This is a genomic window from Helicobacter pylori (assembly GCF_001653455.1).
GTDB classification, from domain to species: domain Bacteria; phylum Campylobacterota; class Campylobacteria; order Campylobacterales; family Helicobacteraceae; genus Helicobacter; species Helicobacter pylori_A.
This window is the reverse complement of sequence record NZ_CP011486.1, coordinates 688,167-712,134: the sequence shown is the minus strand read 5'-3', so window position 1 is coordinate 712,134 and position 23,968 is coordinate 688,167. Positions and strand designations below refer to the sequence as shown.

General features: G+C 38.1%; 23 protein-coding genes and 1 pseudogene. 12 read left to right on the top strand and 12 right to left on the bottom strand.

Annotated features, from left to right (window positions below):
- Window positions 1-104: 104 nt before the first annotated feature.
- The 6 genes from AA977_RS03335 to sabA all read left to right on the top strand — a co-directional run bounded on the left by AA977_RS03335 (window position 105) and on the right by sabA (window position 6,706).
- Entirely contained in the window at window positions 105-410 is a 306-nt protein-coding gene (locus AA977_RS03335; protein ID WP_064434585.1) for a hypothetical protein, read from the top strand.
- Window positions 411-418: 8 nt separating this feature from the next.
- Window positions 419-1,486: an HP0729 family protein gene (locus AA977_RS03330; RefSeq protein WP_064434584.1), complete on the top strand. Its 1,068-nt coding sequence runs from the start codon at window positions 419-421 to the stop codon at window positions 1,484-1,486.
- Between the two features lie 37 nt (window positions 1,487-1,523).
- On the top strand, window positions 1,524-2,540 hold the full coding sequence (tilS, locus tag AA977_RS03325; RefSeq protein WP_064434583.1) for a tRNA lysidine(34) synthetase TilS: 1,017 nt from the start codon (window positions 1,524-1,526) through the stop codon (window positions 2,538-2,540).
- 90 nt (window positions 2,541-2,630) lie between these two features.
- A complete protein-coding gene (locus AA977_RS03320) occupies window positions 2,631-3,617 on the top strand; it encodes a tRNA dihydrouridine synthase (protein WP_064434582.1) in 987 nt (328 codons plus the stop codon).
- Entirely contained in the window at window positions 3,587-4,504 is a 918-nt protein-coding gene (locus AA977_RS03315; protein WP_064434581.1) for an outer membrane beta-barrel protein, read from the top strand. Before AA977_RS03320 ends, AA977_RS03315 begins: the two co-directional genes overlap by 31 nt.
- Window positions 4,505-4,756: 252 nt before the next feature.
- Window positions 4,757-6,706 (top strand): Hop family adhesin SabA/HopD, encoded by a 1,950-nt coding sequence (gene sabA, locus AA977_RS03310; protein WP_064434580.1) that lies wholly within the window; start codon window positions 4,757-4,759, stop codon window positions 6,704-6,706.
- A 76-nt stretch (window positions 6,707-6,782) separates the two neighbouring features.
- On the opposite strand, the gene AA977_RS03305 is transcribed toward sabA, so the two are convergent.
- Window positions 6,783-8,111, bottom strand: coding sequence for an anaerobic C4-dicarboxylate transporter (locus AA977_RS03305; protein WP_064434579.1), 1,329 nt, complete (start codon window positions 8,109-8,111; stop codon window positions 6,783-6,785).
- A gap of 87 nt (window positions 8,112-8,198) precedes the next feature.
- On the opposite strand from AA977_RS03305, the gene AA977_RS03300 reads away from it, so the two are divergent.
- A complete protein-coding gene (locus AA977_RS03300) occupies window positions 8,199-9,191 on the top strand; it encodes a type II asparaginase (protein ID WP_064434578.1) in 993 nt (330 codons plus the stop codon).
- Window positions 9,192-9,217: 26 nt separating this feature from the next.
- Here AA977_RS03300 and AA977_RS03295 read toward each other — a convergent pair whose 3' ends face one another.
- From AA977_RS03295 to AA977_RS03285, 3 genes are all read right to left on the bottom strand, one after another.
- The gene (locus tag AA977_RS03295) at window positions 9,218-9,679 is read right to left on the bottom strand and encodes a hypothetical protein (protein ID WP_064434577.1); all 462 of its coding nucleotides are present in this window, start codon (window positions 9,677-9,679) and stop codon (window positions 9,218-9,220) included.
- Between the two features lie 191 nt (window positions 9,680-9,870).
- Window positions 9,871-10,326 (bottom strand): sialic acid-binding protein, encoded by a 456-nt coding sequence (locus tag AA977_RS03290; protein WP_064434576.1) that lies wholly within the window; start codon window positions 10,324-10,326, stop codon window positions 9,871-9,873.
- A 28-nt stretch (window positions 10,327-10,354) separates the two neighbouring features.
- On the bottom strand, window positions 10,355-10,777 hold the full coding sequence (locus AA977_RS03285) for a DUF1104 domain-containing protein (RefSeq protein WP_033750063.1): 423 nt from the start codon (window positions 10,775-10,777) through the stop codon (window positions 10,355-10,357).
- 249 nt (window positions 10,778-11,026) lie between these two features.
- On the opposite strand from AA977_RS03285, the gene AA977_RS03280 reads away from it, so the two are divergent.
- The 5 genes from AA977_RS03280 (at window position 11,027) to AA977_RS03260 (ending at window position 15,875) form a co-directional block, all read left to right on the top strand.
- A complete protein-coding gene (locus AA977_RS03280; RefSeq protein ID WP_064434575.1) occupies window positions 11,027-11,659 on the top strand; it encodes a LysE family transporter in 633 nt (210 codons plus the stop codon).
- Between the two features lie 69 nt (window positions 11,660-11,728).
- Window positions 11,729-13,495 (top strand): DNA polymerase III subunit gamma/tau, encoded by a 1,767-nt coding sequence (locus AA977_RS03275; protein ID WP_064434574.1) that lies wholly within the window; start codon window positions 11,729-11,731, stop codon window positions 13,493-13,495.
- Window positions 13,492-13,893, top strand: coding sequence for a tRNA (adenosine(37)-N6)-threonylcarbamoyltransferase complex ATPase subunit type 1 TsaE (tsaE, locus tag AA977_RS03270; RefSeq protein WP_064434573.1), 402 nt, complete (start codon window positions 13,492-13,494; stop codon window positions 13,891-13,893). The genes AA977_RS03275 and tsaE overlap by 4 nt, the downstream gene beginning before the upstream one ends.
- A gap of 12 nt (window positions 13,894-13,905) precedes the next feature.
- Window positions 13,906-14,628 (top strand): LPS export ABC transporter ATP-binding protein, encoded by a 723-nt coding sequence (gene lptB, locus AA977_RS03265; protein WP_000353248.1) that lies wholly within the window; start codon window positions 13,906-13,908, stop codon window positions 14,626-14,628.
- A 2-nt stretch (window positions 14,629-14,630) separates the two neighbouring features.
- Entirely contained in the window at window positions 14,631-15,875 is a 1,245-nt protein-coding gene (locus tag AA977_RS03260) for an RNA polymerase factor sigma-54 (protein WP_064434572.1), read from the top strand.
- Between the two features lie 25 nt (window positions 15,876-15,900).
- On the opposite strand, the gene AA977_RS03255 is transcribed toward AA977_RS03260, so the two are convergent.
- From AA977_RS03255 to hopE, 8 genes and pseudogenes are all read right to left on the bottom strand, one after another.
- Window positions 15,901-16,602, bottom strand: a complete 702-nt coding sequence (locus AA977_RS03255; protein WP_064435188.1) for a Fic family protein — start codon at window positions 16,600-16,602, stop codon at window positions 15,901-15,903.
- A gap of 139 nt (window positions 16,603-16,741) precedes the next feature.
- Window positions 16,742-17,962 carry an HD domain-containing protein gene (locus AA977_RS03250; RefSeq protein ID WP_064434571.1) on the bottom strand — a complete coding sequence of 407 codons (1,221 nt, stop codon included), beginning with the start codon at window positions 17,960-17,962 and terminating at the stop codon, window positions 16,742-16,744.
- A gap of 205 nt (window positions 17,963-18,167) precedes the next feature.
- Complete coding sequence (locus AA977_RS03245; protein WP_064434570.1) at window positions 18,168-20,165, bottom strand: porin family protein; 1,998 nt, start codon at window positions 20,163-20,165, stop codon at window positions 18,168-18,170.
- Between the two features lie 57 nt (window positions 20,166-20,222).
- A pseudogene (locus AA977_RS08235) lies at window positions 20,223-20,408 on the bottom strand (hypothetical protein).
- A 38-nt stretch (window positions 20,409-20,446) separates the two neighbouring features.
- Window positions 20,447-21,343: an SAM hydrolase/SAM-dependent halogenase family protein gene (locus AA977_RS03240; protein ID WP_064434569.1), complete on the bottom strand. Its 897-nt coding sequence runs from the start codon at window positions 21,341-21,343 to the stop codon at window positions 20,447-20,449.
- Window positions 21,344-21,688: 345 nt separating this feature from the next.
- Window positions 21,689-22,033 (bottom strand): hypothetical protein, encoded by a 345-nt coding sequence (locus AA977_RS03235; RefSeq protein ID WP_033772613.1) that lies wholly within the window; start codon window positions 22,031-22,033, stop codon window positions 21,689-21,691.
- A gap of 7 nt (window positions 22,034-22,040) precedes the next feature.
- Window positions 22,041-22,967, bottom strand: coding sequence for a 16S rRNA (cytosine(1402)-N(4))-methyltransferase RsmH (gene rsmH / locus AA977_RS03230; RefSeq protein ID WP_064434568.1), 927 nt, complete (start codon window positions 22,965-22,967; stop codon window positions 22,041-22,043).
- 177 nt (window positions 22,968-23,144) lie between these two features.
- Window positions 23,145-23,966, bottom strand: coding sequence for a Hop family outer membrane protein HopE (hopE, locus tag AA977_RS03225; protein ID WP_000395375.1), 822 nt, complete (start codon window positions 23,964-23,966; stop codon window positions 23,145-23,147).
- Between the last annotated feature and the right edge of the window lie 2 nt (window positions 23,967-23,968).

Here is a 23,968-nt window from a genome sequence, read left to right as displayed (position 1 = left end):
GAATTTGTGTTAGAATTTCAAAACCGCAAAAAGGCTTGTTGGTTAAGCTTGAAATGGGCTAAGCCAACAAGCGGTGTTTTAAATATTTTAATAAGGATAAGGTAATGATTTCTAAAATTTGTGCATCTTTTAAGCTTGCAAACGCATTCAAAGGTTTTTTATGCAAACGCATTTCAAGTCCTGGGCAAAGCACTCGCATTACCAAGATGATTTTGGATATAAAAAAGGCTTTTGATGATAATAAAGATCCATTGAATAACGCTTGTGAAGCTTTGGATTTGGTAGTGAAGTTTAAAAAAGAGCACCCGCAAGATTTTAACGAATTGTTTGAAATTTTAAAAGATCTCATTCAAGAATACGAACAAAACCCTGATGAAATCAAGCAAAACCTCAAAGAAATCCTAAAATAAGGCAAGGCATGAACCATCTTTTGATCCTTTATAACCCTTACTATCAAAAAGATGTCATCCAACAACATTTAAGCATTTTGCAAGAAAAATCCCAAGTGGGTTTTGGCAAGATCCGATCAAAGCTCAACGATCAAGAAAGGCAGCACTCCTTAGAAGAGATTTACAAAGCCACCAATGAAGAAAATTTTTTGCAGCTTTTTTTGAGCGATTACGCTAATTTGTTTGTCGCTAAGGTCATAAAAGTTTCTAAAGAGATTGATGAGAGTTTGATCCCTAGCTATTATAAAGAAAAAAATTTGGAAGTGGAAGACTTTTTCATTATCAGCGATTTAAAAGAATTAGTCAGGGAAGATTTTAGCCTTTTAAGGGATCAATTTTTAGTCAATTTCATCACGCCCAACAACCACACTTACGCCATTTATGGGAATAATTATATTTACCCTTTGCCGGTGAGGTTAAAAGAAGAGCGTTCTTATTTTTTAGGGGACGAAAAGCATTATCTAAGCGTGTATAAAAGTAAAGATTATTTAGCCATGCAAGAAAATTTCATGCGCTTTGTTTTTGGCAAAAGGCTTTTTTACCTCTTGCACCCTGATAGCATCAATAATCTCATTCATGCAGAATTAGAGCTTTTGCAAAGCCAAAACGATTTTTTGAATGATTTTACCAGCATTATCGTTAAATACTCTAAAACATTAGAATATGAAATTTATACTTTTGCTAAAAAAGTTCTTTTAAAAGCATGCAAAAAAGATCCCAACCTTTATGATTTAGCTTATGAAGTCCAAGGAAAATCTTTTACGCTTAAAGATTTTTTCACTAAAAAGCCTAATCTTGGGAGCATTAAACTTTTACTCAAACACGAAAAAGTCCAATGCCATTTAGAAGAAAGCTTGAACAAATTCATCAATTATTCTTTTCAAAAAAGCCTGAGCCTCATTCAAAACATCCGCAATGAAGCCGTTCATCAAAAAGCTCCAGGTTTGAAAGAAGTGGAAAAAATAAGGAATGAAATTTTAGGCATAGAAGGTGCAAGCTTACTAAAGGGCATTTTAACCCATAGGGAAATTTCATGAAAGAAAGCGATCTATTAAGCATGCGTTTAGCGCGAATTTGATAGTGCAAGATTTTAAAACCTATTTAGAGCTTTTAAGAGAAGGTCAAAATTTATTGGGTTTTTCAGGCGGGGTGGATTCTACTTGCTTGTTTCATCTTTTAGTTCAAGAAAATATCGCCTTTGACATCGCTTTAGTGGATTATAACACCCAAAAACAACGCCTTGAAATCATCAAGCACGCCCAAAAACTCGCCCAAACACACCATAAAAAATGCTATATCCATTACGCTCAAAAAATCACGCATGATTTTGAAATGCAAGCGAGAAAAATCCGTTATGATTTTTTTGAAACCCTAATCAAAGAGCATTCTTACAAACATTTGATTTTAGCACACCATTTGAATGACAGATTGGAATGGTTTTTGATGCAATTAAGCAAAGGGGCTGGGTTGAACACGCTTTTAAGCTTTCAAGCTTATGAACAAAGAGGGTTTTATGCAATTATTCGCCCCTTGCTCTACACCCCTAAAGACACTCTTAAAACGCTTTTTAAAGACATGAAATTTTTTGAAGATGATTCTAATTCTTCTTTAAAATTCAAACGCAATTTTTTTAGAAAACATTACGCCAATTCCTTAATGCAAAATTATTCTAAAGGCATTACCCGAAGTTTTAAATTCTTGGATCAAGAAAAAGAGCGTCTCTATCCTTTGACCCCCATTTCACAAATGCATGGGATCACTTTTTTTAAATATTCGCAAAACGCGCTGTTTATGGTGGATAAAATCTTAAAACAAAAGGGGTATGTGTTGAGTTTTTCTCAAAAAGAAGAAATCAAACACCATTTTTTTAGTTTAGAAATCGCTCAAAAATTCATCATTGAAAAAAATAAAGAGCATGTGTTTATCGCTCTTAAACCTCAACAAACTTTAAGCATGCCAAAGGATTTTAAAGACAAAGCTAGGAGATTGAATATCCCTAAACGCTTACGGCCTGTTTTATACGCAGAGTTTTTAAAACAACCAACGCATGATTTTTTAATTCGTTTTAAACAGGGTTTAATGGATCTATAAAAGAGCTTAATTTTAATCAAGCGCTCATTTTAAAGCGCTTTTTAACCTTGATTGTGTCAAAATAGGGCAAAAACTTTAATATGAGAGCGTATGGACTTTAAGAATAAAAAATGGCTTTTTCTAGCCCCTCTGGCAGGCTATACGGATTTGCCTTTTAGAAGCGTGGTGAAAAAATTTGGCGTGGATGTTACCACAAGCGAAATGGTGAGTTCGCATTCGTTAGTGTATGCGTTTGACAAAACTTCTAAAATGTTAGAAAAATCCGCTTTAGAAGATCATTTCATGGTGCAAATTTCAGGCTCTAAAGAAAGCGTAGTCAAAGAAGCGGTTGAAAAAATCAACGCTTTAGAGCATGTGAGCGGGATTGATTTTAACTGCGGTTGTCCTGCCCCCAAAGTGGCTAATCATGGTAACGGGAGCGGGTTGTTAAAGGATTTAAACCACTTGGTGAAACTTTTAAAAGCGATCAGAGAAAACACCAACAAAAAAATCACAAGCGTGAAAGTGCGTTTGGGCTTTGAAAAGAAAATCCCCCAAGAAATCGCCCATGCTTTAAATGACGCTCCAGTGGATTATGTGGTGGTGCATGGGAGGACACGAAGCGACAAATACCAAAAAGACAAAATAGATTATGAAAGCATCGCTTTAATGAAAGGGATTTTAAAAAAGCCTGTGATAGCCAATGGCGAAATTGACAGCGTGAAAAAAGCCTTTGAAGTCTTGCAAATCACGCAAGCGGATGGGCTAATGATAGGGCGAGCGGCTTTAAGAGCCCCATGGATATTTTGGCAAATCAGAAACAATACCACCGAATTACCGGCGGTTGTAAAAAAAGACTTGGTTTTAGAACATTTTGATAAAATGGTGGAGTTTTATGGGGATAGGGGGGTGGTGATGTTCAGGAAAAACTTGCATGCTTACGCTAAGGGCGAAATGCAAGCGAGCGCGTTTCGTAACTGCGTCAATACCCTTACAGAAATAAAGAGCATGCGAGAGGGCATAGAGGAATTTTTTAATCAAGAAATGTTGCAAGGTGAAGTGCCATTATGGGTAGAATTGAATCAAAAAAGCGTTTGAGGGCGGTTATTTTTTTAGCCAGTTTGGGGGTTTTATGGGGTAATGCCAGTGAAAAAACGCCTTTTTTTAAAACGAAAAATCATATTTATTTGGGTTTTAGGCTAGGCACAGGGGCTAACACGCGCACAAGCATGTGGCAACAAGCCTATAAAGACAACCCCACTTGCCCTAGTAGCGTGTGTTATGGCGAGAAATTAGAAGCCTATTATAAGGGGGGTAAAAACTTGTCTTACACCGGTCAAATAGGCGATGAAATAGCTATTGACAAATACCATATTTTAGGCCTAAGGGTGTGGGGGGATATAGAATACGCTAAAGCGCAATTAGGCCAAAAAGTGGGGGGGGATACCCTTTTATCTCAAGCGAATTACAACCCAAACACCCTTAAAACCTATGATTCTGCTTCAAACACTCAAGGCTCGTTAGTCTTGCAAAAAACCCCAAGCCCCCAAGATTTCCTTTTAAATAACGGGAATTTCATGGCGTTTGGTTTGAATGTGAATGTGTTTGTCAATCTCCCCATAGACACCCTTTTAAAACTCGCCTTAAAAACGGAAAAAATGCTGTTTTTTAAAATAGGCGTGTTTGGTGGGGGTGGGGTGGAATACGCCGTGTTATGGAGCCCTAAATATCAAAACCAAAACACTAAGCAAGAGGATAAATTTTTTGCCGCAGGCGGAGGGTTTTTTGTGAATTTTGGGGGTTCTTTGTATATAGGCAAGCACAACCGCTTTAATGTGGGGTTAAAAATCCCTTATTATAGTTTGAGCGCGCAAAGTTGGAAAAACTTTGGCTCTAGCAATGTGTGGCAGCAGCAAACGATCCGACAAAACTTCAGCGTTTTTAGGAATAAAGAGGTTTTTGTCAGCTATGCGTTTTTGTTTTAGTGTGGCTTTCGTTCTCATTAAATATTGCTCATAAAATTCAAAAGATCATTTTATCGTTACAAAAATCCACCCTTCAAAGATAAGATAAATGGGTAAAAATACCCCAAAAATCTCTTTTTTTTTTTTTTTTGAAATCCAAAAAGTCAATTTTGCTTAAAATTTTAGTAAATCTATATCAAAATAAGCCCATTGTAAGTGCATTATCACTTCATGATATTCTTACAACAAAAAAATTACTTTAAGGAACATTTTATGAAAAAACGATTTTTACTCTCTCTCTCGCTTGCGGCATCATCGCTCCACGCTGAAGACAACGGCTTTTTTGTGAGCGTGGGCTATCAAATCGGTGAAGCGGTTCAGTCCGTCAAAAACACCGGTGAATTGAAAAACTTGAACGAAAAATACGAGCAATTAAACCAGTATTTAAACCAAGTGGCTTCATTAAAACAAAGCATTCAAAACGCCAACAACATTGAGTTAGTCAATAGCTCTTTAAACTATTTAAAAAGCTTTACGAATAACAACTACAGCAGCACCACCCAATCGCCCATTTTCAACGCCGCGCAAGCCGTTATCACTTCGGTATTGGGTTTTTGGAGTCTTTATGCAGGGAACTACCTCACTTTTTTTGTAGGTAATGGAGACAAACCCGCTAATGTCACTGGTAACCCTCCTTTTTCAACAATTATCAATAACTGCTCAGGATTAGAAAACTGCGCGATGAATCAAACCACTTATGATGAGATGAAAAAGCTTGCTGAAAGCCTCCAAGCAGCCCAACAAAACGCTACCACTAAAGGGAACAATCTTTGCGCTTTATCCGGATGCGCCACAACAGACTCAGCATCAAACCCGCCAAATTCAACCGTGAGCAGCGCTCTTGAAACCGCGCAAAAGCTTATGGACTTGATCGCAAGCACTAAGACCGCTATGATGTGGAACAATATCGTCATCAGTGGTATTGCAAATACATCTAGCGCTATCACATCTACTGGCTACCCAACGCAATACGCGGTGTTTAATAACATCAAAGCGATGATACCCATCTTGCAACAAGCGGTTACGCTTTCTCAAAGCAACCACACCCTATCCAGTCAGTTGCAAGCTCAAGCCACAGGTTCTCAAACAAACCCTGAATTCGCTAAAGACATTTACACTTTCGCTCAAAATCAAAAACAAGTCATTTCTTACGCTCAAGACATTTTCAACCTCTTTAACTCTATCCCTAAAGATCAGTATGAGTATTTGCAAAAAGCTTATTTGAAAATACCCAATGCGGGTTCAACGCCTACTAACCCTTACAGGCAGGAAGTGAATTTGAACCAAGAAGTTCAAACGATCCAAAACAATGTAGCTTATTATGGCGACCGGTTGGATGCGGCTTTAAGCGTGGCTAAAGATGTTTATAACCTAAAGTCCAATGAAGCAGAGATCGTGAGCGCTTACAGTAACGCTAAGAATTTGAGCGAAGAGATTTCTCAATTCCCCCATAACAAGGTCAATACAAACGACATCGTTACCCTAGTTAACAATCCAAGCGCTCCAGCAGCGGGCCAATACAACTACCAAATCAATCCAGAACAACAATCCCAACTCTCCCAAGCTTTAGCAGCGATGAGCAAGAACCCCTTTAAAAATATAGGCATGATTAACTCTCAAAACAATAACGGGGCGATGAACGGGCTTGGCGTGCAAGTGGGCTATAAACAATTTTTTGGCGAAAGCAAAAGATGGGGGTTAAGGTATTACGGCTTTTTTGATTACAACCACGCTTATATCAAATCCAGCTTTTTTAATTCGTCTTCTGATGTATGGACTTATGGCGGTGGGAGCGATTTATTGTTTAACTTTCTCAACGATAAGGCCACTAAAAAGAATAACAAGCTCTCTATGGGGTTATTTGGAGGTATCCAACTGGCAGGGACGACATGGCTTAATTCTCAATTCGTGAATCTAACGAGTTTTAACAACGCCTACAGCGCCAAAGTCAATAATTCCAATTTCCAGTTCTTGTTTAATCTCGGCTTGAGAATGAATCTCGCTACAGCCAAGAAAAAAGACAGCGAACATTCCGCTCAACATGGTATTGAATTAGGCGTGAAGATCCCCACCATCAACACCAATTACTATTCTTATCTAGGCACTAAGCTAGAGTATAGGAGACTTTATAGCGTGTATCTCAATTATGTGTTTGCTTACTAATGGTTTAAACCCTTTTTTATAAGGGGGGTTTTATAAAATACCGCTTGATTAAAGCCAAGCTTTTGGATTATAAAACCTACAAAACCAACGGCGCGACAACAAACCCTAACGCCACGCTTAAAAAAACGACTAAAACCCCAGGGATCAAAAACGCATGATCAAACACATAACGGCCCATTTTAGTGGTGCCGGTGTTATCCATAGCGATCGCTCCTAATAAAGTGGGGTAAGTGGGTAACACAAATAGCGCTGAAACGCTCGCAAAAGAAGCCACGATGATATACAAATGCTCCGTGTGATGAGCGCTAATGCCTAAAGCGGTGATCACGCTTGGGATGAGCGCTTTAGAAGTGGCGGCTTGCGAATACAAAAGCATGGAAGCCAAAAAGAGTGCCACGGCCAATAAAAACGGGTAATCTGCGATCAAAAAAGAAGCGTAGCGCTTGATTTCATCTATATGGTTGCTCACAAAAGTATCGCCTAGCCACGCCACCCCAAGCACGCACACGCACGCTTGCATGCCGGATTTAAACACGCTTGAATGGGCGATTTCATTAGCGTTGATTTTACAAAAAAGTGTAATTAAAGTCGCCACGCTTAGCATGAAAGACACGATCGCTTGATCTCTTCCTAAAATCACTGGGCTAATCAAAGCGATATTTTTAGAAATTGCGCTCGCATAAAAAACGATCGCTACAACCCCACCAATAAAAATCCATAGCGATAATTTCGCGCTTTTTGAGACTTCTTTTTCTTCTTTGATTTTAGGGGGCGAAATTTTGCCTTCTTTCAAGCGTTCTAAATAATGCGGATCGCTATCTAATTTCAAATCAGTAAAACCCATGATAAACGCCGTGAGAATGCATGCTAAAAAAGTCGTAGGGATCCAAATCATTAAAAGAGTGAGATAATTCGCCCCCAAAGGCTCTAAAATACCGCTCATAAACACCACCGCTGCACTCACCGGGCTTGCAGTAATGCCCACTTGACTAGAGACAACCGCTAAACTCAACGGCGCTTTAGGCTTAATGTTTTGGCTTTGGCTCACTTCCACAATCACCGGAATCAAGGAAAAAACCGTATGCCCGGTGCCGGATAGTATCGTTAAAAAATACGCCACGCTAGGCGCGAGATAATTGATTTGCTTGGGGTGTTTTCTTAAAATCCTTTCAGCGATTTTGACTAAATAATCTAACCCTCCGGCCTTTTGCATCGCACTAATTGCGCTAATGACTGCCATGATAATTAAAATCACATCAAAGGGGATTTTGCCCGGGTTTAGCCCTAAAAACAAGCACAAAACAAGCACGCCCAAGCCCCCCGCATAGCCCACCCCCAAGCCCCCTAGCCTTGCCCCTAAAAAAAGCGAAAAAAGCAACACGATAATTTGAAAAAAGGTATCCACAACTAACTCTTTTTAAATTTATTTTAACAACGATTCACTATACTACAAAATCTTTAAATCCTTTTATTTTGTTTGAAAGGGCAAGTCATGGCTAAATATTTACCCACTATCGTTTTATTAGCGACAGGGGGGACGATTGCTGGGAGTGGCACAGGCAAGAGTTTGGGCCGTTATAAGAGCGGTGAGTTGGGTATCATAGAGCTTTTGAGGGCTATCCCTAGTCTCAATAAGATCGCTCATATACAAGGGGAGCAGATTTCTAACATCGGCTCACAAGACATGAATGAAGAGGTGTGGTTCAAACTCGCTAAACGCGCTCAAGAATTGCTCAATGATAGCCGTATTAAGGGCGTGGTCATCACGCATGGCACAGACACTTTAGAAGAGAGCGCGTATTTTTTAAATTTGGTTTTGCACTCCACAAAACCGGTGGTGCTAGTGGGAGCGATGCGTAACGCTACTTCTTTGAGTGCAGATGGGGCGCTTAATTTGTATAACGCCGTGAGCGTAGCGATCAACGAAAAAAGCGCGAATAAAGGCGTGCTGGTGGTGATGGATGATAGTATTTTTAGCGCTAGGGAGGTGGTTAAAACGCACACCACCCACACTTCCACTTTTAAAGCCCCAAATAGCGGTGCGATAGGGAGCGTGTATTATGGTAAGGTGCGCTATTACATGCAACCCTTAAGAAAGCACACCATAAATAGCGAATTTTCCATTGTAGAACTCAACCCCCCCTTACCTAAAGTGGATATTATTTACACGCATGTCGGCATGACCCCTGATTTATTCCAAGCGAGCCTAAAATCGCATGCAAAAGGCATTGTTATCGCCGGGGTGGGTAACGGGAATGTGAGCGCTGGATTGTTAAAAGCCATGCAAGAAGCGAGCCAAATGGGGGTTTTAATCGTTCGTTCTAGTAGGGTGGGTAGCGGTGGGATTACTTCAAGCGAGATTGACGATAAGGCCTTTATCGCAAGCGATAATTTAAACCCCCAAAAAGCCAGAGTGCTTTTGCAACTCGCTTTAACTAAAACAAATGATAAGGCAAAAATCCAAGAAATGTTTGAAGAGTATTGAAATAGTCTTTTGGATTGTTTGAAACGCTAAAGCGATTTTAGATTTTGCTTTTTGATTGGGATTTTAATCAAATCTTGGTCAAGATAGAAGTTGCCTTTAATCGCAAATTCGGTGCTTGTTTCTAAATCTCTAACATTGAAGTCTAATGTTACTTGTTTTATCACACATTGATACCCTGCATCGTCTTTTAAAACACATTCGCCTAAAATAGAATTTTGCATCCTTGCGTTAAGCCCTATTTTATATACAGAGCTTGTTTTAAGAATGGGGATTTTAATGGTTGTTGGCATATAAATGTTAGCGCTCGCTATGGTCTGCGTGGTGGCTGGCAACCTATTCACGCTCGGTCTTTCAAAAGTGCACTCCATTTGCTCGCCGCCTAAATCAAAAGGTGTAATATCAAATGTTGGGTTATTGCTAAACACTGCGGTGTTAAACGCTCGCCCTAAAATATTCATTTCATTATTTGGGTTATATGTATAAGCCATATAATATCCTTTATTAAAAAATTTAAATGGCTAAAATTATACAATACTCTACTTAAAAAACCAACAAATACAAATTACTAATAATATTTTATACAATAGATAACAGCACGCACCCCAAACGCTAAAAAGCGTTTAGGATTTCTGCTTAAAGAATTTGAAGCTTTGATGGAGAAAGGGGAGCGTTTTAAGCTTTATTTTTTATCTTCGCCATGATCATCATGATCGTGGTCTTTTTTGCCTTGTTCTTTGCCATGCCCTTTGCCATGTTTATCATGATCACCATGTTTATGGTGTTTGTGCATTTTTTCGCATGATCTCAATCCCAAATCATCATCCATGCCTTTCATGTTGCTTTTTTTAAGCACTTCTTTAACGGCTTTTTGATGGGCTTCAAAATCCGCCACGGTCATGTTGTCTGTGTTTTTAATCGCATATTCATGCAACTGCTTGTGGAACGCTTCTCTTTTGTCTTCAGGCATTTTTTTCATGCGCATTCTCAACTCTTTTTTATAATCCACAATATCCTGCGGAGCGACAATTCCAGCCATTTTAGCCAAATCTTCATCGCTCGTTTTACTGAAATCTTTGGCGTTTAGAGCCACAAACAATAACGCACCCATAGAAAGTATTTTCAACGCTTTTTTCATGTTTTATCCTTTTAAATTAAATTTTATCTCACTTAGGAGAACAATGTTCGTCTTTTTTCTTAACAGCCCTACACCAAACTTTTCTCGTATCGCCGCTGCAAACGCTCACATTAAGCCCTTTTGCCTTAATTTCTGCATCGCTTAGACCTTTGGTTTTTTCTTCTAATTCCTTACGCACTTCTTCGCGCATTTTTTTGAAATCTTCTTCACTCATTTGCGAAAGATTCTTTTTAGCGATCCGACTGAAATTCGCGCGGAATTTCTTAGCCTCTTCAGCGTTTAAGGCTTTAAGGCGTTTGGACACTTCCATGCGATAATCAATCGCTTCGCTAGAAGGCAGAGTGCCTGCTAATTTTAAAAGCTCTTCGTTTTTGAGTGGCGAAAAATCTCTAGCGCCTAAAACCTGCAGTCCAAGCAAAGCTACTAGGCAAAAAGCCAAACTCTTCCTCATTCCCAATTCCTTTGTCTAAATTTTTGCTACTTTAGCAAATTTCGGCATTTTAGCATGTTAATTTAAACCCACTATTAAACTCCGCTAAGAGTAGTAAAAAATGGGGTTTTTAAATTTTGTGCAATCATCATTTAACTTTTATTTATAAAGGTCGTTTTAAACCCTAAAATTTTAAAATACCATTTTGAATGGTTTGGTTGTATGGTGTTAATAATTTTGGCTTATTTTGAGTGAAAGGACTTGAGTAAGATGTTTGTGGTTTTTATAGAAGGTTTTGGCTTGGCTATCTCTTTGTGCGCAGCGGTGGGGGCGCAATCCTTGTTTATTATAGAGCGAGGCATGGCTAGGAATTATGTGTTTTTGATTTGCGCTTTGTGTTTTATGTGCGATATTGTGTTAATGAGCATGGGCGTGTTTGGCGTGGGGGCTTATTTCGCTAAAAATTTTTATTTGAGCCTGTCTTTGAATCTATTTGGGGCGCTTTTTACCGGGTTTTATGCTTTTTTAGCGTTAAAAACCCTTTTTCAAACCTTTAAAAAAAAGCAAGTCCAAACCCCCAAAAAACTATCCTTAAAAAAGACTTTATTGTTCACTTTAGGCGTTACTTTACTCAACCCGCAAGTGTATTTGGAAATGGTGTTCCTCATTGGCGCGAGCGCTTTGTCTTTTAACCTGGCTCAAAAATTTGTCTTTCTAGCCGGTACTTTATCGGCGGCTTTTTCTTGGCTTTTATTGTTATGCGTTTTGTCGTTACGCTATGGCTCTATGCTTTTAAACAACCAAAAAATCTTTATGGGCGTGAACCTCTTTGTAACGGCTATCATGGGGACGCTTAGTATTAATTTGTTTAAAGATTTTTTAGCGTTATTGAGCAAAACCTAAAAAGGGGCTAGTTTTAAGTCATTTTGCATTACAATACTTCTAAACAAGTTTTAAGGGTTAAAAATCAATATGCAAGTTTTAGCGTTAAAATACCGCCCCAAACATTTTAGCGAGCTAGTCGGGCAAGAGAGTGTGGCTAAAACGCTTTCTTTAGCCTTAGACAACCAGCGTTTGGCTAACGCTTATTTATTCAGCGGGTTAAGAGGTTCAGGCAAAACCAGCTCGTCTAGGATTTTTGCAAGGGCTTTGATGTGTGAAAAAGGGCCAAAAGCCGTGCCTTGCGATACTTGTGCCCAATGCCAGAGCGCTTTAAACAACCACCACATAGATATTATAGAAATGGATGGGGCGTCTAACAGGGGGATTGATGATGTCCGTAACCTCATAGAGCAAACGCGCTACAAACCAAGCTTTGGGCGCTATAAAATCTTTATCATTGATGAAGTGCATATGTTCACTACCGAAGCGTTTAACGCGCTTTTAAAGACTTTAGAAGAGCCTCCTAGCCATGTGAAATTCCTTTTAGCGACAACGGACGCTCTAAAATTGCCCGCTACCATACTCAGCCGCACCCAGCATTTCAGGTTTAAAAAAATCCCTGAAAATTCTGTTATTTCTCATTTAAAAACCATTTTAGAAAAAGAACAAGTGCATTATGAAGCAAGCGCGTTAGAAAAACTAGCCCACAGCGGGCAAGGGAGCTTGAGGGACACGCTCACCCTTTTAGAGCAAGCCATCAATTATTGCGATAACGCTATCACAGAAAGCAAAGTAGCTGAAATGTTAGGGGCGATTGATCGAAGCGTTTTGGAAGATTTTTTTCAAAGTCTAATCAACCAAGATGAAACTAAATTGCAAGAGCGTTATGAAATTTTAGAAAATTATGAAACCGAGGGCGTTTTAGAAGAAATGATGCTTTTTTTGAAAGCGAAATTATTAAGCCCTGATACTTATTCCATCCTTTTGATAGAGCGCTTTTTTAAAATCATTATGAGCAGTTTGAGCCTTTTAAAAGAGGGGGCAAATTCTGGTTTTGTGTTGTTGTTATTGAAAATGAAATTCAAAGAAGCTTTGAAACTCAAAGCCCTAGACGATGCGATTTTAGAATTAGAGCAAAGTAAAGAAAACGCTTTGAAACCTTTAAACCAACACGCTAACGCTATCCAACAAGAAAATCAAGCGCTAAAAGCCCCACCACCAAAAACTCCAATAATAGAAACCCCAGTAGCAGAAGCCCCACAAACGCCCATGCTTTCCGCTAAAGATCGCATTTTTTACAACCTTTTCAAACAAGTCCAAAAATTGGTTTATGAGCGCAACTACGAGTTGGGGGCGGTGTTTGAAAAAAATATCCGTTTCATTGATTTTGACAGCCACACTAAAACCTTGACTTGGGAGTCTTTAGCGCTTGATAAAGATAAGGAACTTTTAAGAGAGCGTTTTAAAATCGTGAAAAATATCGTTGATAGCGTTTTTGGCAAGGGCGAAAGTGTCAAAATCGCTTTAAAAAGTCATTTAGAACTTAAAAACGCCCCATTAGAAGAGACAAAAGAGTTTGATTTTTCTTCTTTAAGGGAAAAAATCTCACCCAAACCAGCCACAGAAACGACGCCAACGGCTGAAATTGAAAAAAAAGAAGTGGTTGGAAAAGAAACAAAAGCAAAAGAGGTTCAAAAAAACGACACTAAAGAGGTTAAAGAAAAAGAAACTAAAGAGTTTAAAGAAACCCAACCAAAAGAAGCCCCAACAGAATTGCAAGAATTTTTGGCTAATAATTCTGATCTCATTGAAGAAATTAAAAGCGAGTTTGAAATCAAAAGCGTGGAATTGTTATGAGAGCGCATTTAGACGAGTTAGACAAAGTGGCGGCTGCAATTTTAAAAGATGATTTTAAGGGGGTGGTGTTTTTAAAAGGCGTTGTAGGGAGCGGTAAAACGACTTTAGTTCAAGCGTGCTTGAAGCATTTGGGTTTGGATATTCAAGCGACTTCGCCCACCTTTAGCGTGATGCATGCTTATAGCGAGAGCGTGTTCCATTATGATTTTTACATGCGCGATTTAGAGACTTGCTTGGAGCTTGGCATGTTGGAGTGTCTGTTAGAAAAGGGGATCCATTTTGTGGAATGGGGCGATGAAAAATTAGAAAAAATTTTAAAAAAATACGATTTAGCTGTTAAGGTTGTAGAAATCAAAACCGAATCAAATAGCCGTTTTTATACAATAAAGATCGCTTGAAGGGTCGCTTGAATGGATATTTTAAAAGCAGAACATTTAAACAAACAAATCAAAAAAACTAAAATTGTTTCAGATGTTTCTTTGGAAGTGAAAAGCGGCGAAGTGGTGGGGCTTTTAGGGCCTAACGGAGCGGGTAAAACCACCACCTTTTACATGATATGCGGGCTTTTAGAGCCTAGTGGGGGGAGCGTTTATTTAAACGATGTGAATTTAGCCAAATACCCCTTACACAAGCGCTCTAATTTAGGCATAGGTTACTTGCCTCAAGAATCCAGCATTTTTAAAGAATTGAGCGTGGAAGAGAATTTAGCCCTAGCAGGGGAGACCACTTTCAAAAACTCTAAAGAGAGCGAAGAAAAAATGGAAAGTTTGCTTGACGCTTTCAATATCCAAGCCATAAGAGAGCGCAAGGGCATGAGCTTGAGTGGGGGAGAAAGAAGGCGTGTAGAAATCGCTAGAGCTTTGATGAAAAACCCTAAATTCGTGCTGCTAGATGAGCCTTTTGCAGGCGTGGATCCGATCGCCGTGATTGATATTCAAAAGATTATTGAAAGCTTGATTGAATTAAACATTGGCGTATTGATCACTGATCACAATGTGCGAGAGACTTTGAGCGTATGCCATAGGGCGTATGTGATTAAAAGCGGCACGCTTCTAGCGAGCGGGAACGCTAATGAAATTTATGAAAACGCTTTGGTGCGCAAGTATTATTTAGGGGAAAATTTTAAGGTGTGAATATGGCGGTTTTACGCGCAAACCTTAGCCCTAAAAATAAGTTAAACGCCACTTTAAAAGGGTGGTTACCCATTTTACAAAGCGAGCTTGAAGATTTAGAAGAAGTTTTAAAACAAAACGCCCTAGATAACCCCTTAATCAAAATTGAAAACAAACGCATTAAAAGTTTTAGCGATCGCTTCAACACCAAAAACAGCAACGATCATTTAGAAAATTTTGCAATCGCTTCCAAAAGCCTTTTTGAAACCCTAGAAGCTCAAATCATTCCCCCTCTTTTTCCCACTGAAATTTCTCAAAAAATCGCTATGGATATTATCAACGGGTTGAATCATGAGGGGTATTTTGAAGAAAATATTGAAGAAAGGGCTAAAATTTTAGGGGTAGAGAGCGGAATTTATGAGAAAGTGCGCAAGCGTTTTAGCTACCTTAATCCAGCCGGCATTGGTGCTAGAGACGTGAAAGAGGGCTTTTTATTCCAGCTAGAGAGTAGGGAATTAGACGATAACGAGCTTTATGAAGAGGCGCGAAAAATTATTTTGCATTTAGAAAAACACCATGAATTTTCTAAAGATTTTTATTATGAAAAGGCTTTAAAAATTTTAAAATCCTTTAAAAACCCTCCGGCTATTGAGTTTTTAGAAAAAGAAATAGAGGTCATTCCTGAGCTTTTTATTATGGAAGTGGATAATGAAATCATCGTCCGTTTGAATGATGAGAGCTACCCAACGATCAGTTTAGAAGAAAAGCACTCTGAAAATAGCGATTATTTGAAAGAGAAATTAAAAGAGGCTAAAGATTTGATTGACGCTTTAAATTTAAGGAAAGCCACGATTTATAAAATCGGACTCATGCTTTTAGAGTATCAATACGATTTTTTTAAGGGTAAGGAATTGCGCCCTTTAAAATTATTGGATTTAGCTAATGAATTTAACCACTCTGTAAGCACGATTTCAAGGGCCATTTCTAATAAATATTTGGCGTGCGAGAGAGGGGTTTTCCCTATTAAGCATTTTTTTAGCACCGCTTTAGACAACAGCGAGACTTCAAACGCCGTGATTAAAGACTACCTTTTAGAATTGATTAAAAATGAAGACAAAAAAGAGCCTTTGAGCGACGCTAAAATTTTAGAACTCATTGAAGAAAAATTCCATTTGAAAATGGTGAGAAGAACGATCACCAAATACCGCCAATTACTCAATATCGCTTCATCAAGCGAAAGGAAAAAGCTCTATTTGATGCGCGCTTGAAATTTAAAACATGATTTTTTAAGATTTATTTATTCTTATTCAATATCATTTGCCCTTGTATGCGTGTGAGTTCGAACTCTTGGGATACTTTAGCGAGTTGGTATAAGCTTTCTGTATTGTGCGTGTCTAAAGCTTTAATGTAAGCTTCTTTTTGTTCTTTGGTAATCACAAATGGCACTAAATTTTGCTCTAATACGCTATAAAAGATTAGCATTCTGCCTACCCTACCATTGCCATCGCTAAAAGGGTGGATTTTTTCAAACAAAATATGTTGTTCTAAAATAGCTTTTAATTTCTCTTCTTTATCTTGTAGGGCATGCATCTTATAATTGAGATTGTCGCACCATTCTTTTATAGCCATAGGCACTTGAAAATGGGGTGTCGTTTCAAAACTGGCTCCTAAAATGATATTATCAGTCGTTTTAAAAGCCCCCTTGTTAGGGAGTAAAAAATTCATTAAAATCCCATGCAACTCTCTTATAAAAAAGCTATCAACACTTTGTCCTCTATTCAGGTTTTCTAATAGAAAAGGGAGTATATTTTGATAGTTTTTCACTTCAAAAAAGGCTCTTTGAGGCATTTCTCTAGGAATGTATTCAGTAGTTAAAATGCTTATGGTTTCAGCAAGGCTCAAAGGATTGTTTTCAATAGCGGTGCTATGGTGCGCCATACGAATCGTTAAATCCATAGCGTAATCGTTAAATTCTAGTAATTCTTTGCAGTGCATCATTAAATTCTTTTTCGCATATTATAATCAAATGCTGATAATTAAATTTTTATAGTCTCAAAACTTTGTGTTGTTTAAAACTTGTTTTTAAATTTATAATTAATAATATATTAAAATAAAACCTAAATGACTTCAAAAACTATTTAAAATTCCTAAACAATTTTCCTAAATCCAAATCAAGCAATTCTGTTTGGGATCGCAATTTCAAAAGATTTTCTGCCCCTTTGATTAAATCGTTGCTAGAAATGCCATGAGAAAGAGAGATTTTAGCTTCTAAAAACGCGCTCAAATGATCGCACACTTTTAAAAGCTCCCCACAAACCCCTTGATAGGTATCGTGGTTAAAAAAAGTGAATAACTCTTCAGCGTCTTTAGTGAAAACGATTTGATGGGATTTGTCTTTATAGCGGTTTTTGAACTCGTTTTCGGTGAAGTATTTTAAATCTTCTTGAACGCCCAAAGAGACAAAGGAATAGACCTTGTTTTGCATTTCCTTTTTTTCAATCTCTTTAATGCAATGATCAAGCCCTGCAACGCTTTGTTTGATAGGCGTGATAATGTCTCTGGTTAGAATCTCGGGTAAATCATGGAAAAGCCCGCCCAAAAAATGATTGATCCGCATGCTTTTACAAGCTTTTAAATCAAAACTCAATAAATACCCCATAAGCGCCACGCATAAGGTATGCCCTAGGACGCTCGTTTGTGGCACTCGTGGGGTTTGACTCCAACGCTTTTGGAAACGCAACTGCCCAAACATGCTCACCAATTTTTTCAAATCTTCTTTTTCCCCAAAAAGCCCTTCAAACAAATGCTCGTTATTGTGGAGTTGCTTGTCAATTTTTTCTTTAATCTCTTTCACGCCATACATGTTGGGGTTAAAATGATAAATAATATCAAACTCCCATTTAGACGCATAAAAATGCGCTCTCTCTAAAATTTGGGTTTCTAAAATTTGGGGTTTGTGGCTTAAATACTCTTCTAATTCTTGCAAAGAAAAATACGCGCCAATTTCATCTTGCAAAATTTGCGCGACATAGGAGGCTAATTCCTTGCTATGGGTTTGTTGGAGGGCGTAAAAAATAGGGGGTTTAATATCGGTTAAAACCAAGCGCTCCAAAAATTCAAAGCAAAAATACTTGATTAAAAGATCTAAATCTAATTCATTGCCCCTATCTTTTAAATCTTTAGCGAGCAAATAAGCGATCATCGCTTTATGGGCTTGTTTGTCTAATTCCACAAAATCCAAAGGGCATGCTTGATCATTCCAGCGCCTAATAGACGCACCCACAAACACACGCCTTAAAAATTTAGTTTTGAGTTTAGGGGTTTTTAGGGGTTTAACAGGATGAGCCGCATACATGACTTTCCTTTTTATATTATTTTGAATATTAAAGCTATGAGCTTATTAAGAAATATTGATTTGATCGCAAAAACTTGAAAATTCTTAGCGTATCGCTATCAATATCAACTTAAATCTTATTATACGAAAAAAAGACAAAAATAAGGCTTTTATTTAAAAAAACATTATTTCTGTCAATAGATTTCGCGCTTAATGGATTTTATATTTAAAAAATCCACCCGTAATTAAAAAACACCTTAAAATGACCAGCCCCTTCATTGAAAACAAAAGAGTTTGTATAATCGCCGTTAGCAGAAACGACGCTAGCTTTTCTTTGGATTAAAGGAATGCTAATGCCTACAGAATATTTAGAATGCTTATGGCGGTAATTCAACCCGGTAGCCACATCTAAATTACCGCTCCCTTTGACTTTGTTTAACACATAGTAGCTGTTATACAAGCCCCTTAACCCACCAAAGATACCAAAAGATGAAGAAAAATTTCTTTTAACTAAAATATCGTTTTGGTTTTTATTGGTATAGGTAGTGATAAAATCAAGCAACAAATCCACCCCCCCACCATAGCTTAGTTGTTGGACTTTTTCGCTGCTCGCTTTAGCGTAATTGTATTTGATAATGCCATAATACGCTAATCCTATAAAATCATTAAAGTAGTTTTGATAACCTATCTTAGCGTTAACCCCTAAAATAGGGCTTCTAAAATTTTGTGAAGAGCTTGAAGAGTGGTAATTGGTAACGCTAGAAGTTACAAAAGTTTTTTGAATGGTGCTGAGCATGGAATTGGCTAAATCTTGCGTGTTTAAAGTAGCGTTTAGATTGTAGTTTTTTTGAGAGCTCAAATTAGCGTAATCAATGGGTAGGGCGTTTTGATTGATGAGCTGCTGCCAAACCGCCGTTGTAACCCCCACAAACCCAGCTGGGACATCTGCACAATTATGATAGATGGAATTAGGGTAGTTGCTAGGGAAAGCGGGTTGATTTGGACCATTGAAACGAGAACACACATTATAGGGGAGGCCATCAGTGTCCTTTGGCTTGCCATTATTATCCTTTTCAACTTGACCATCTTTCATCACCGGCACTCTTTGATAGGTCATGTTCCCATTATGGGTATAGCCTTTAGTGTGGCTAAATTCATGCAAAATGACTCTTAAATCTTGTAAATTGATGGTCTTAAGATTATCGCCAAAGAGTTTTTTAGGCTCTAAGGTATAAGTTTCTACTCCTAATGTGCCATATTCACCATCACTACCATATCCATTAGCTAACCCCACAACCCCTGAATTTTTTAGAACAACCGCATCAATTTCTATTTTTTTTCTAAAATTATCAACAATGCCTTGTGGTTTTAATACATGTTGTTTGGCATCTTGAGAATTGACAACCCCATTTGTTCCGGGATTCACGCAATCATTCTCCTTGCCAGTATCGCATTCTCCTCCATCTTTATTGGTAAATTCAAAAGGAGCGTTTAAAATCGCATCACCCCAAGATTGGGAATCTAAAACAGCGATCATGTTCAACATTAAATTAGTGAATTCTTTTGCGGTTTCTGGGGTAAAATTTTGCCAACAATCATTCTTGCTTGTATTATTATAACAAGTATTGAAATTGTTTGGTTTCTCATTACTATATTTCATCATAAAATTTGTCTGAATATTATTGAGCGCTTCAAACACCCTCTGCGTGTTAGCGTCAGAAGCTTGGGTGCTAGTGGCTTCAAATTTTGGGAAAAAGAAAGTATAAGGGTCAATTTTAGCAAATGCCTCTCTTAGACTATCAAATGCCTCCCCAGGTAAAACGATTTTAGAGTGTTTAGGGATAGTTTCTATCACGCCTAAATCAATCACATTACCTTGAGCGTCTGTAAAACTAAGCTTAACATTGCTTAAATTATAAGGCAAGAAGTTTTCTATAGTTAATTTACCGCCAACATATAACACTCTAACAGGGGATAAAGATGAAAATTTTAATTGTGATATAGATTTAGCGTCTGTGAACAGATTAGCCGCTCTTTTTAAAACAGCGTCTGTGGGCAAATAATCGTAAGTTGCATAAGTGTTTTTCGTGGTGGTGTATCTTTTTTCTTGCGTTTGTGTGCCTTCTAACAGCCCGGTTTCAAACCCCGCTTCTATAAAAAAGCCATTTTTTTGGTTAGATTCTAAAATACTGAACAATAAAAGTGAAGTGAATAGTTTTTTCATGATTATCCTTTGTTAGTTTATAGCGTTTTCATTATACAATTTAAGGGAATTGTTTGTTTATTTTCTTCCAAAAATTAAAGTTTTAAAAGGGTTTAAAAGAGCTTTATATTTCAAATAGAAACAAATTTTTAAATACAAGCGTTTGTTTGAGAGCTAATTTACCATTAATTAGGCTATTTTGATAAAAACTTGACGCTCAAAACTTTTAAAACCCCTAGCAAAAACCCACTCGTATTTAGCGATTTGGAACGCTTCACCCCTTTATTTTTCAAAAAAGCGCTTTACTTAGCGCATTTCTTCGCTTCAATATTCCATTCTGCGCCAGATTTAATCTGGTATTTTTGCGCGAAATTATCCATATTCAGCGCCACAGAAACATTCAACAAGCTGTTAAGATAAACCAAGGGATGGCCTTCTGGCACATTACCAAAGCTTGCGACATACGGCATTTTCCCTTCGTATTTTTTCTCAGAACCTTTAAAAATGGTTACACACAGCGTGTCATTGAGTTTGATCCCTGCTTGATTCAGTATTTTAGCGCTAATATTGCTCCAAACATTGCCGTATTGAATATCCAAAATCGGGATATTGCCTTTCACCTCCCCTTTTGTCGCTTTAGCTTTTTGATAAGGAATTTCAACAACTTTTGAAGGGAGTTTTGGCCCGACCTGCTCAAATGGGATCGCTCCAGAAGCTAGGCGTGCACCGGTGTAGGCATACACATCACGACCATGGAAAGTGTAGGATTTTTCAGAACCTTTCAAGCGGTTAGCTTTTTCATCAATTTCTCGCACGCTATCAATCCCCAAAGTTTGCGCCACCAAAGTCAGCGTGCCGTTATCTGGCGAGACGAAATACTGATTGTTTTTAGTTTTTAATACCACCGATTTACGATTAGTGCCTACGCCCGGATCAACCACGCTCACAAATACCGAACCCTCTGGCCAGTAACTAGCGGTTTGATACAAGCGGTAAGCGCCTTCCCAAATGTTATACGGAGGGATTTCATGCGTTAAATCAAAGATTTTAAGGTTATGATCAACGCTGAAAGCAACGCCTTTCATCGCCGAGACCGCCCCATCTTTTAGGCTAAAATCTGTTTGCAAAATCAAAGCGTTATTAGCATAAACAAACCCTATCTGCGCTGCTAAAAACAACGCTAAAATCGTTTTTCTCATCTGTATTCCCTTATTTGATGTTGCTCTGTGCGTAACGCTGAACAATAAAGATGAAGCGAATATTTTTCCATGGTTTCTCCTTGATTAACTTTTATAGGATTTTAGTTTGCTTTATTATACCATTTAAGAGGGACTCTGTTTTTTTAAAAATCAAGGGTTTAAAAGGATTTATTATTTTATGTTAAAACAAATTTAAAACAAGCGTTCGTTTTAGGGTGTTTTTGTGGTGTTTTTGTGGTTTAATTGCTCTTTAATGTTTCTAAAAATAGGGTTTTAGTGGCTTTGTTTTGTTTGATGCAAGCTTTTGATGTTTGATTGAAAAATGTTTTTTGTCGTTTTTTGGCATTAAAACGCAATATCGCCAATATTTTCACTATTCTCTATGTAGTATTTAAAGCGCTCTTTTTCTAATTCGTTTTTTAGGATTTGTTGTTCTTCTAAAAGCAGGCGTTTTTGGTCTTCTAGGGCGTTGATTTTACGGCTGATGTAATAAATATTGTTGCTCAAATAGATTTTTGGCGCTAACAAGGCTAAAAACGCGCCCCCAAAAACCAGTACCCCTATTAAAGCCATTAAAGAAAGACCATGCGAATTTTCATTTGCAGTCCCATCAAACAATTCCTTCTTTTCACTCTCTTCTATACGCACAAAGCGTTCTTTTTCATTCAAAAGATGGTTTTCTACACTCATGGCTTACTCATGGCTTGAATTGAAACGCTCTCATTTTAGCGCTTCGTGAACGCCTGTTGCGTTTGATTTCTTCTGGGCTTGGAGTGATGGGCTTTTTGGTTAAAATTTCGCCTAAAGCGTGGTTGTTGGAGCAAGTGCATTTGAAACTTAAGGCATCGCAAATGCAATTTTTAGCGTAATCTTTAAAAGCGTTTTTCACTAGCGCGTCTTCTAAAGAATGGAAAGAAATCACACACAAAATCGCCCCCTTAAGGTTTCTAGCGTCTTGTAAAAATGCTTTTAACTCTTCTAATTCGTGATTGACTTCTATGCGGATGGCTTGAAACACCAAAGTCGCTGGGTGGATTTTTTTATTTTTAGAAAGAGAGCTTAAAAAATCGCTCAAATCTTTAGCGTCTTTAAAGGGTTTTTTCGCGCGCCTTTCTACAATGTGGTGGGCGATTTTTTTGTATTCTTTGATTTCGCCATAGTCTTTGAAGATTTTTTCCAAAGCCACTACAGAATAGGAGTTGATGACTTTTTGAGCGTTCAATTCGCTTTCTAAATCCATGCGCATATCCAAAGTAGGCGAGTGGAAATTAAACCCTCTATCATCATCATCAAGCTGCAAGGAGCTCACCCCTAAATCCACTAAAACCCCCTTAATTTGCTCGCCATGCGTTTCTAGGGCTTCTTTAAAGCGTTTGGCAAACCCTCCGCTTAAAATGTGATAACGCCCTTCAAAGGCTTTCAATCGTTCTTTAGCGATTTCTTGAGCATGCTTGTCTTTATCAATGCCAATGAGTTTAAGGTGGGGTTTTTGGGATAAAAGGGCTTTAGAATGCCCCCCTAACCCTAAAGTGCAATCTATCAAAACCCCTTTTTCTAAAGGGGCGAACGCTTGCAAAACTTCTTGTAACAAGACACTTTGGTGTAAATTTTCTATTCCTTGCAAACAATCCCCTTAAAACCCTTAGGTGAATTTTTCAAATTCCTACTCAATGGTATCAGTTTTGTTAGCTACGCTCAAAAATTTCTTTTGATGGATAACCTTGCTTTTAAGGCGTGAAAATTCAAACCAAAATCCTTTTTATAAAGACCAAAAAGGGCTTAAAGATACCCTTTAAAGAGTTTAAAAAGTGTAGTTATACCCTAAATAAAGCGAATAATCCCGTTTCAAATGGTAATAAAGATTAGTAGCGTTAGGACCTGCACTCAAGAATTTGTTGATGAGTAGGGGAACTCTCACGCCAAACTCTACGCCGTTATGCTTATAGATATTAGCTCTCACGCCAAAATTCAACCACACTTGAAAGGCGACGGTTGAAGTTTTGGTGCTATAAGGAGCGTTAGGGTTGCAATAAGTGGGGGTGCAAACATCAGGACCTTTGGCTTCAATGATTTGTTCTTTCCAATAGTTCGCAGCCGAGCTTTTCCATGTGTTACCGCCGATAGCAACCCCACCAAAAATACCAAATGAAGCGTTATCGTTATCAATAATATCAGCTAACAAATCGCTCCCCACACCCCAAGAGACCATATCCAACTGGATTTTATTAGGTGCATAAACTTGCTTGCCTAAAGTTGCATGCCCATAATCAAAAAGCCCATACACCCTAAAACCAAACCACTTGCTTGTCATATCAAAAGACTTAAATTGGAAGAACTTTTTATAACCCACATTCAACCCAAGACCATTCAAAGCCCCATTAGCGTATTTAGCATGCCAGTTAATATTCGTACCTCCTGGGTTATGCTTATTAGCGGTAAGACCTGGGGGGCAACCTACAACGCTCCCTGTGCAATCCCCTGTGTTATAGATGTTACTATTCAAACGGGCTTGCCCAAGCTGATAATTAGTCCCTATATAAACGCCATCACCTTCAGCTAACAACGAAGAGCTTAAAACTGCGGATAGAAGCCCTAAAGCTACAAACTTTTTCATAAATTCCATTC

Bases quoted from the DNA above. Each gene is read 5' to 3' on its own strand.
- sabA (WP_064434580.1), top strand. From the start codon at position 4,757: ATGAAAAAACGATTTTTACTCTCTCTCTCGCTTGCGGCATCATCGCTC.
- AA977_RS03335 (WP_064434585.1), top strand. From the start codon at position 105: ATGATTTCTAAAATTTGTGCATCTTTTAAGCTTGCAAACGCATTCAAA.
- AA977_RS03320 (WP_064434582.1), top strand. From the start codon at position 2,631: ATGGACTTTAAGAATAAAAAATGGCTTTTTCTAGCCCCTCTGGCAGGC.
- AA977_RS03330 (WP_064434584.1), top strand. From the start codon at position 419: ATGAACCATCTTTTGATCCTTTATAACCCTTACTATCAAAAAGATGTC.
- AA977_RS03245 (WP_064434570.1), bottom strand. From the start codon at position 20,165: ATGAAAAAACTATTCACTTCACTTTTATTGTTCAGTATTTTAGAATCT.
- AA977_RS03285 (WP_033750063.1), bottom strand. From the start codon at position 10,777: ATGAGGAAGAGTTTGGCTTTTTGCCTAGTAGCTTTGCTTGGACTGCAG.
- AA977_RS03315 (WP_064434581.1), top strand. From the start codon at position 3,587: ATGGGTAGAATTGAATCAAAAAAGCGTTTGAGGGCGGTTATTTTTTTA.
- AA977_RS03290 (WP_064434576.1), bottom strand. From the start codon at position 10,326: ATGAAAAAAGCGTTGAAAATACTTTCTATGGGTGCGTTATTGTTTGTG.
- AA977_RS03280 (WP_064434575.1), top strand. From the start codon at position 11,027: ATGTTTGTGGTTTTTATAGAAGGTTTTGGCTTGGCTATCTCTTTGTGC.
- AA977_RS03250 (WP_064434571.1), bottom strand. From the start codon at position 17,962: ATGTATGCGGCTCATCCTGTTAAACCCCTAAAAACCCCTAAACTCAAA.
- lptB (WP_000353248.1), top strand. From the start codon at position 13,906: ATGGATATTTTAAAAGCAGAACATTTAAACAAACAAATCAAAAAAACT.
- AA977_RS03295 (WP_064434577.1), bottom strand. From the start codon at position 9,679: ATGGCTTATACATATAACCCAAATAATGAAATGAATATTTTAGGGCGA.
- AA977_RS03240 (WP_064434569.1), bottom strand. From the start codon at position 21,343: ATGAGAAAAACGATTTTAGCGTTGTTTTTAGCAGCGCAGATAGGGTTT.
- AA977_RS03260 (WP_064434572.1), top strand. From the start codon at position 14,631: ATGGCGGTTTTACGCGCAAACCTTAGCCCTAAAAATAAGTTAAACGCC.
- hopE (WP_000395375.1), bottom strand. From the start codon at position 23,966: ATGGAATTTATGAAAAAGTTTGTAGCTTTAGGGCTTCTATCCGCAGTT.
- tsaE (WP_064434573.1), top strand. From the start codon at position 13,492: ATGAGAGCGCATTTAGACGAGTTAGACAAAGTGGCGGCTGCAATTTTA.
- AA977_RS03235 (WP_033772613.1), bottom strand. From the start codon at position 22,033: ATGAGTGTAGAAAACCATCTTTTGAATGAAAAAGAACGCTTTGTGCGT.
- AA977_RS03275 (WP_064434574.1), top strand. From the start codon at position 11,729: ATGCAAGTTTTAGCGTTAAAATACCGCCCCAAACATTTTAGCGAGCTA.
- AA977_RS03300 (WP_064434578.1), top strand. From the start codon at position 8,199: ATGGCTAAATATTTACCCACTATCGTTTTATTAGCGACAGGGGGGACG.
- AA977_RS03255 (WP_064435188.1), bottom strand. From the start codon at position 16,602: ATGCACTGCAAAGAATTACTAGAATTTAACGATTACGCTATGGATTTA.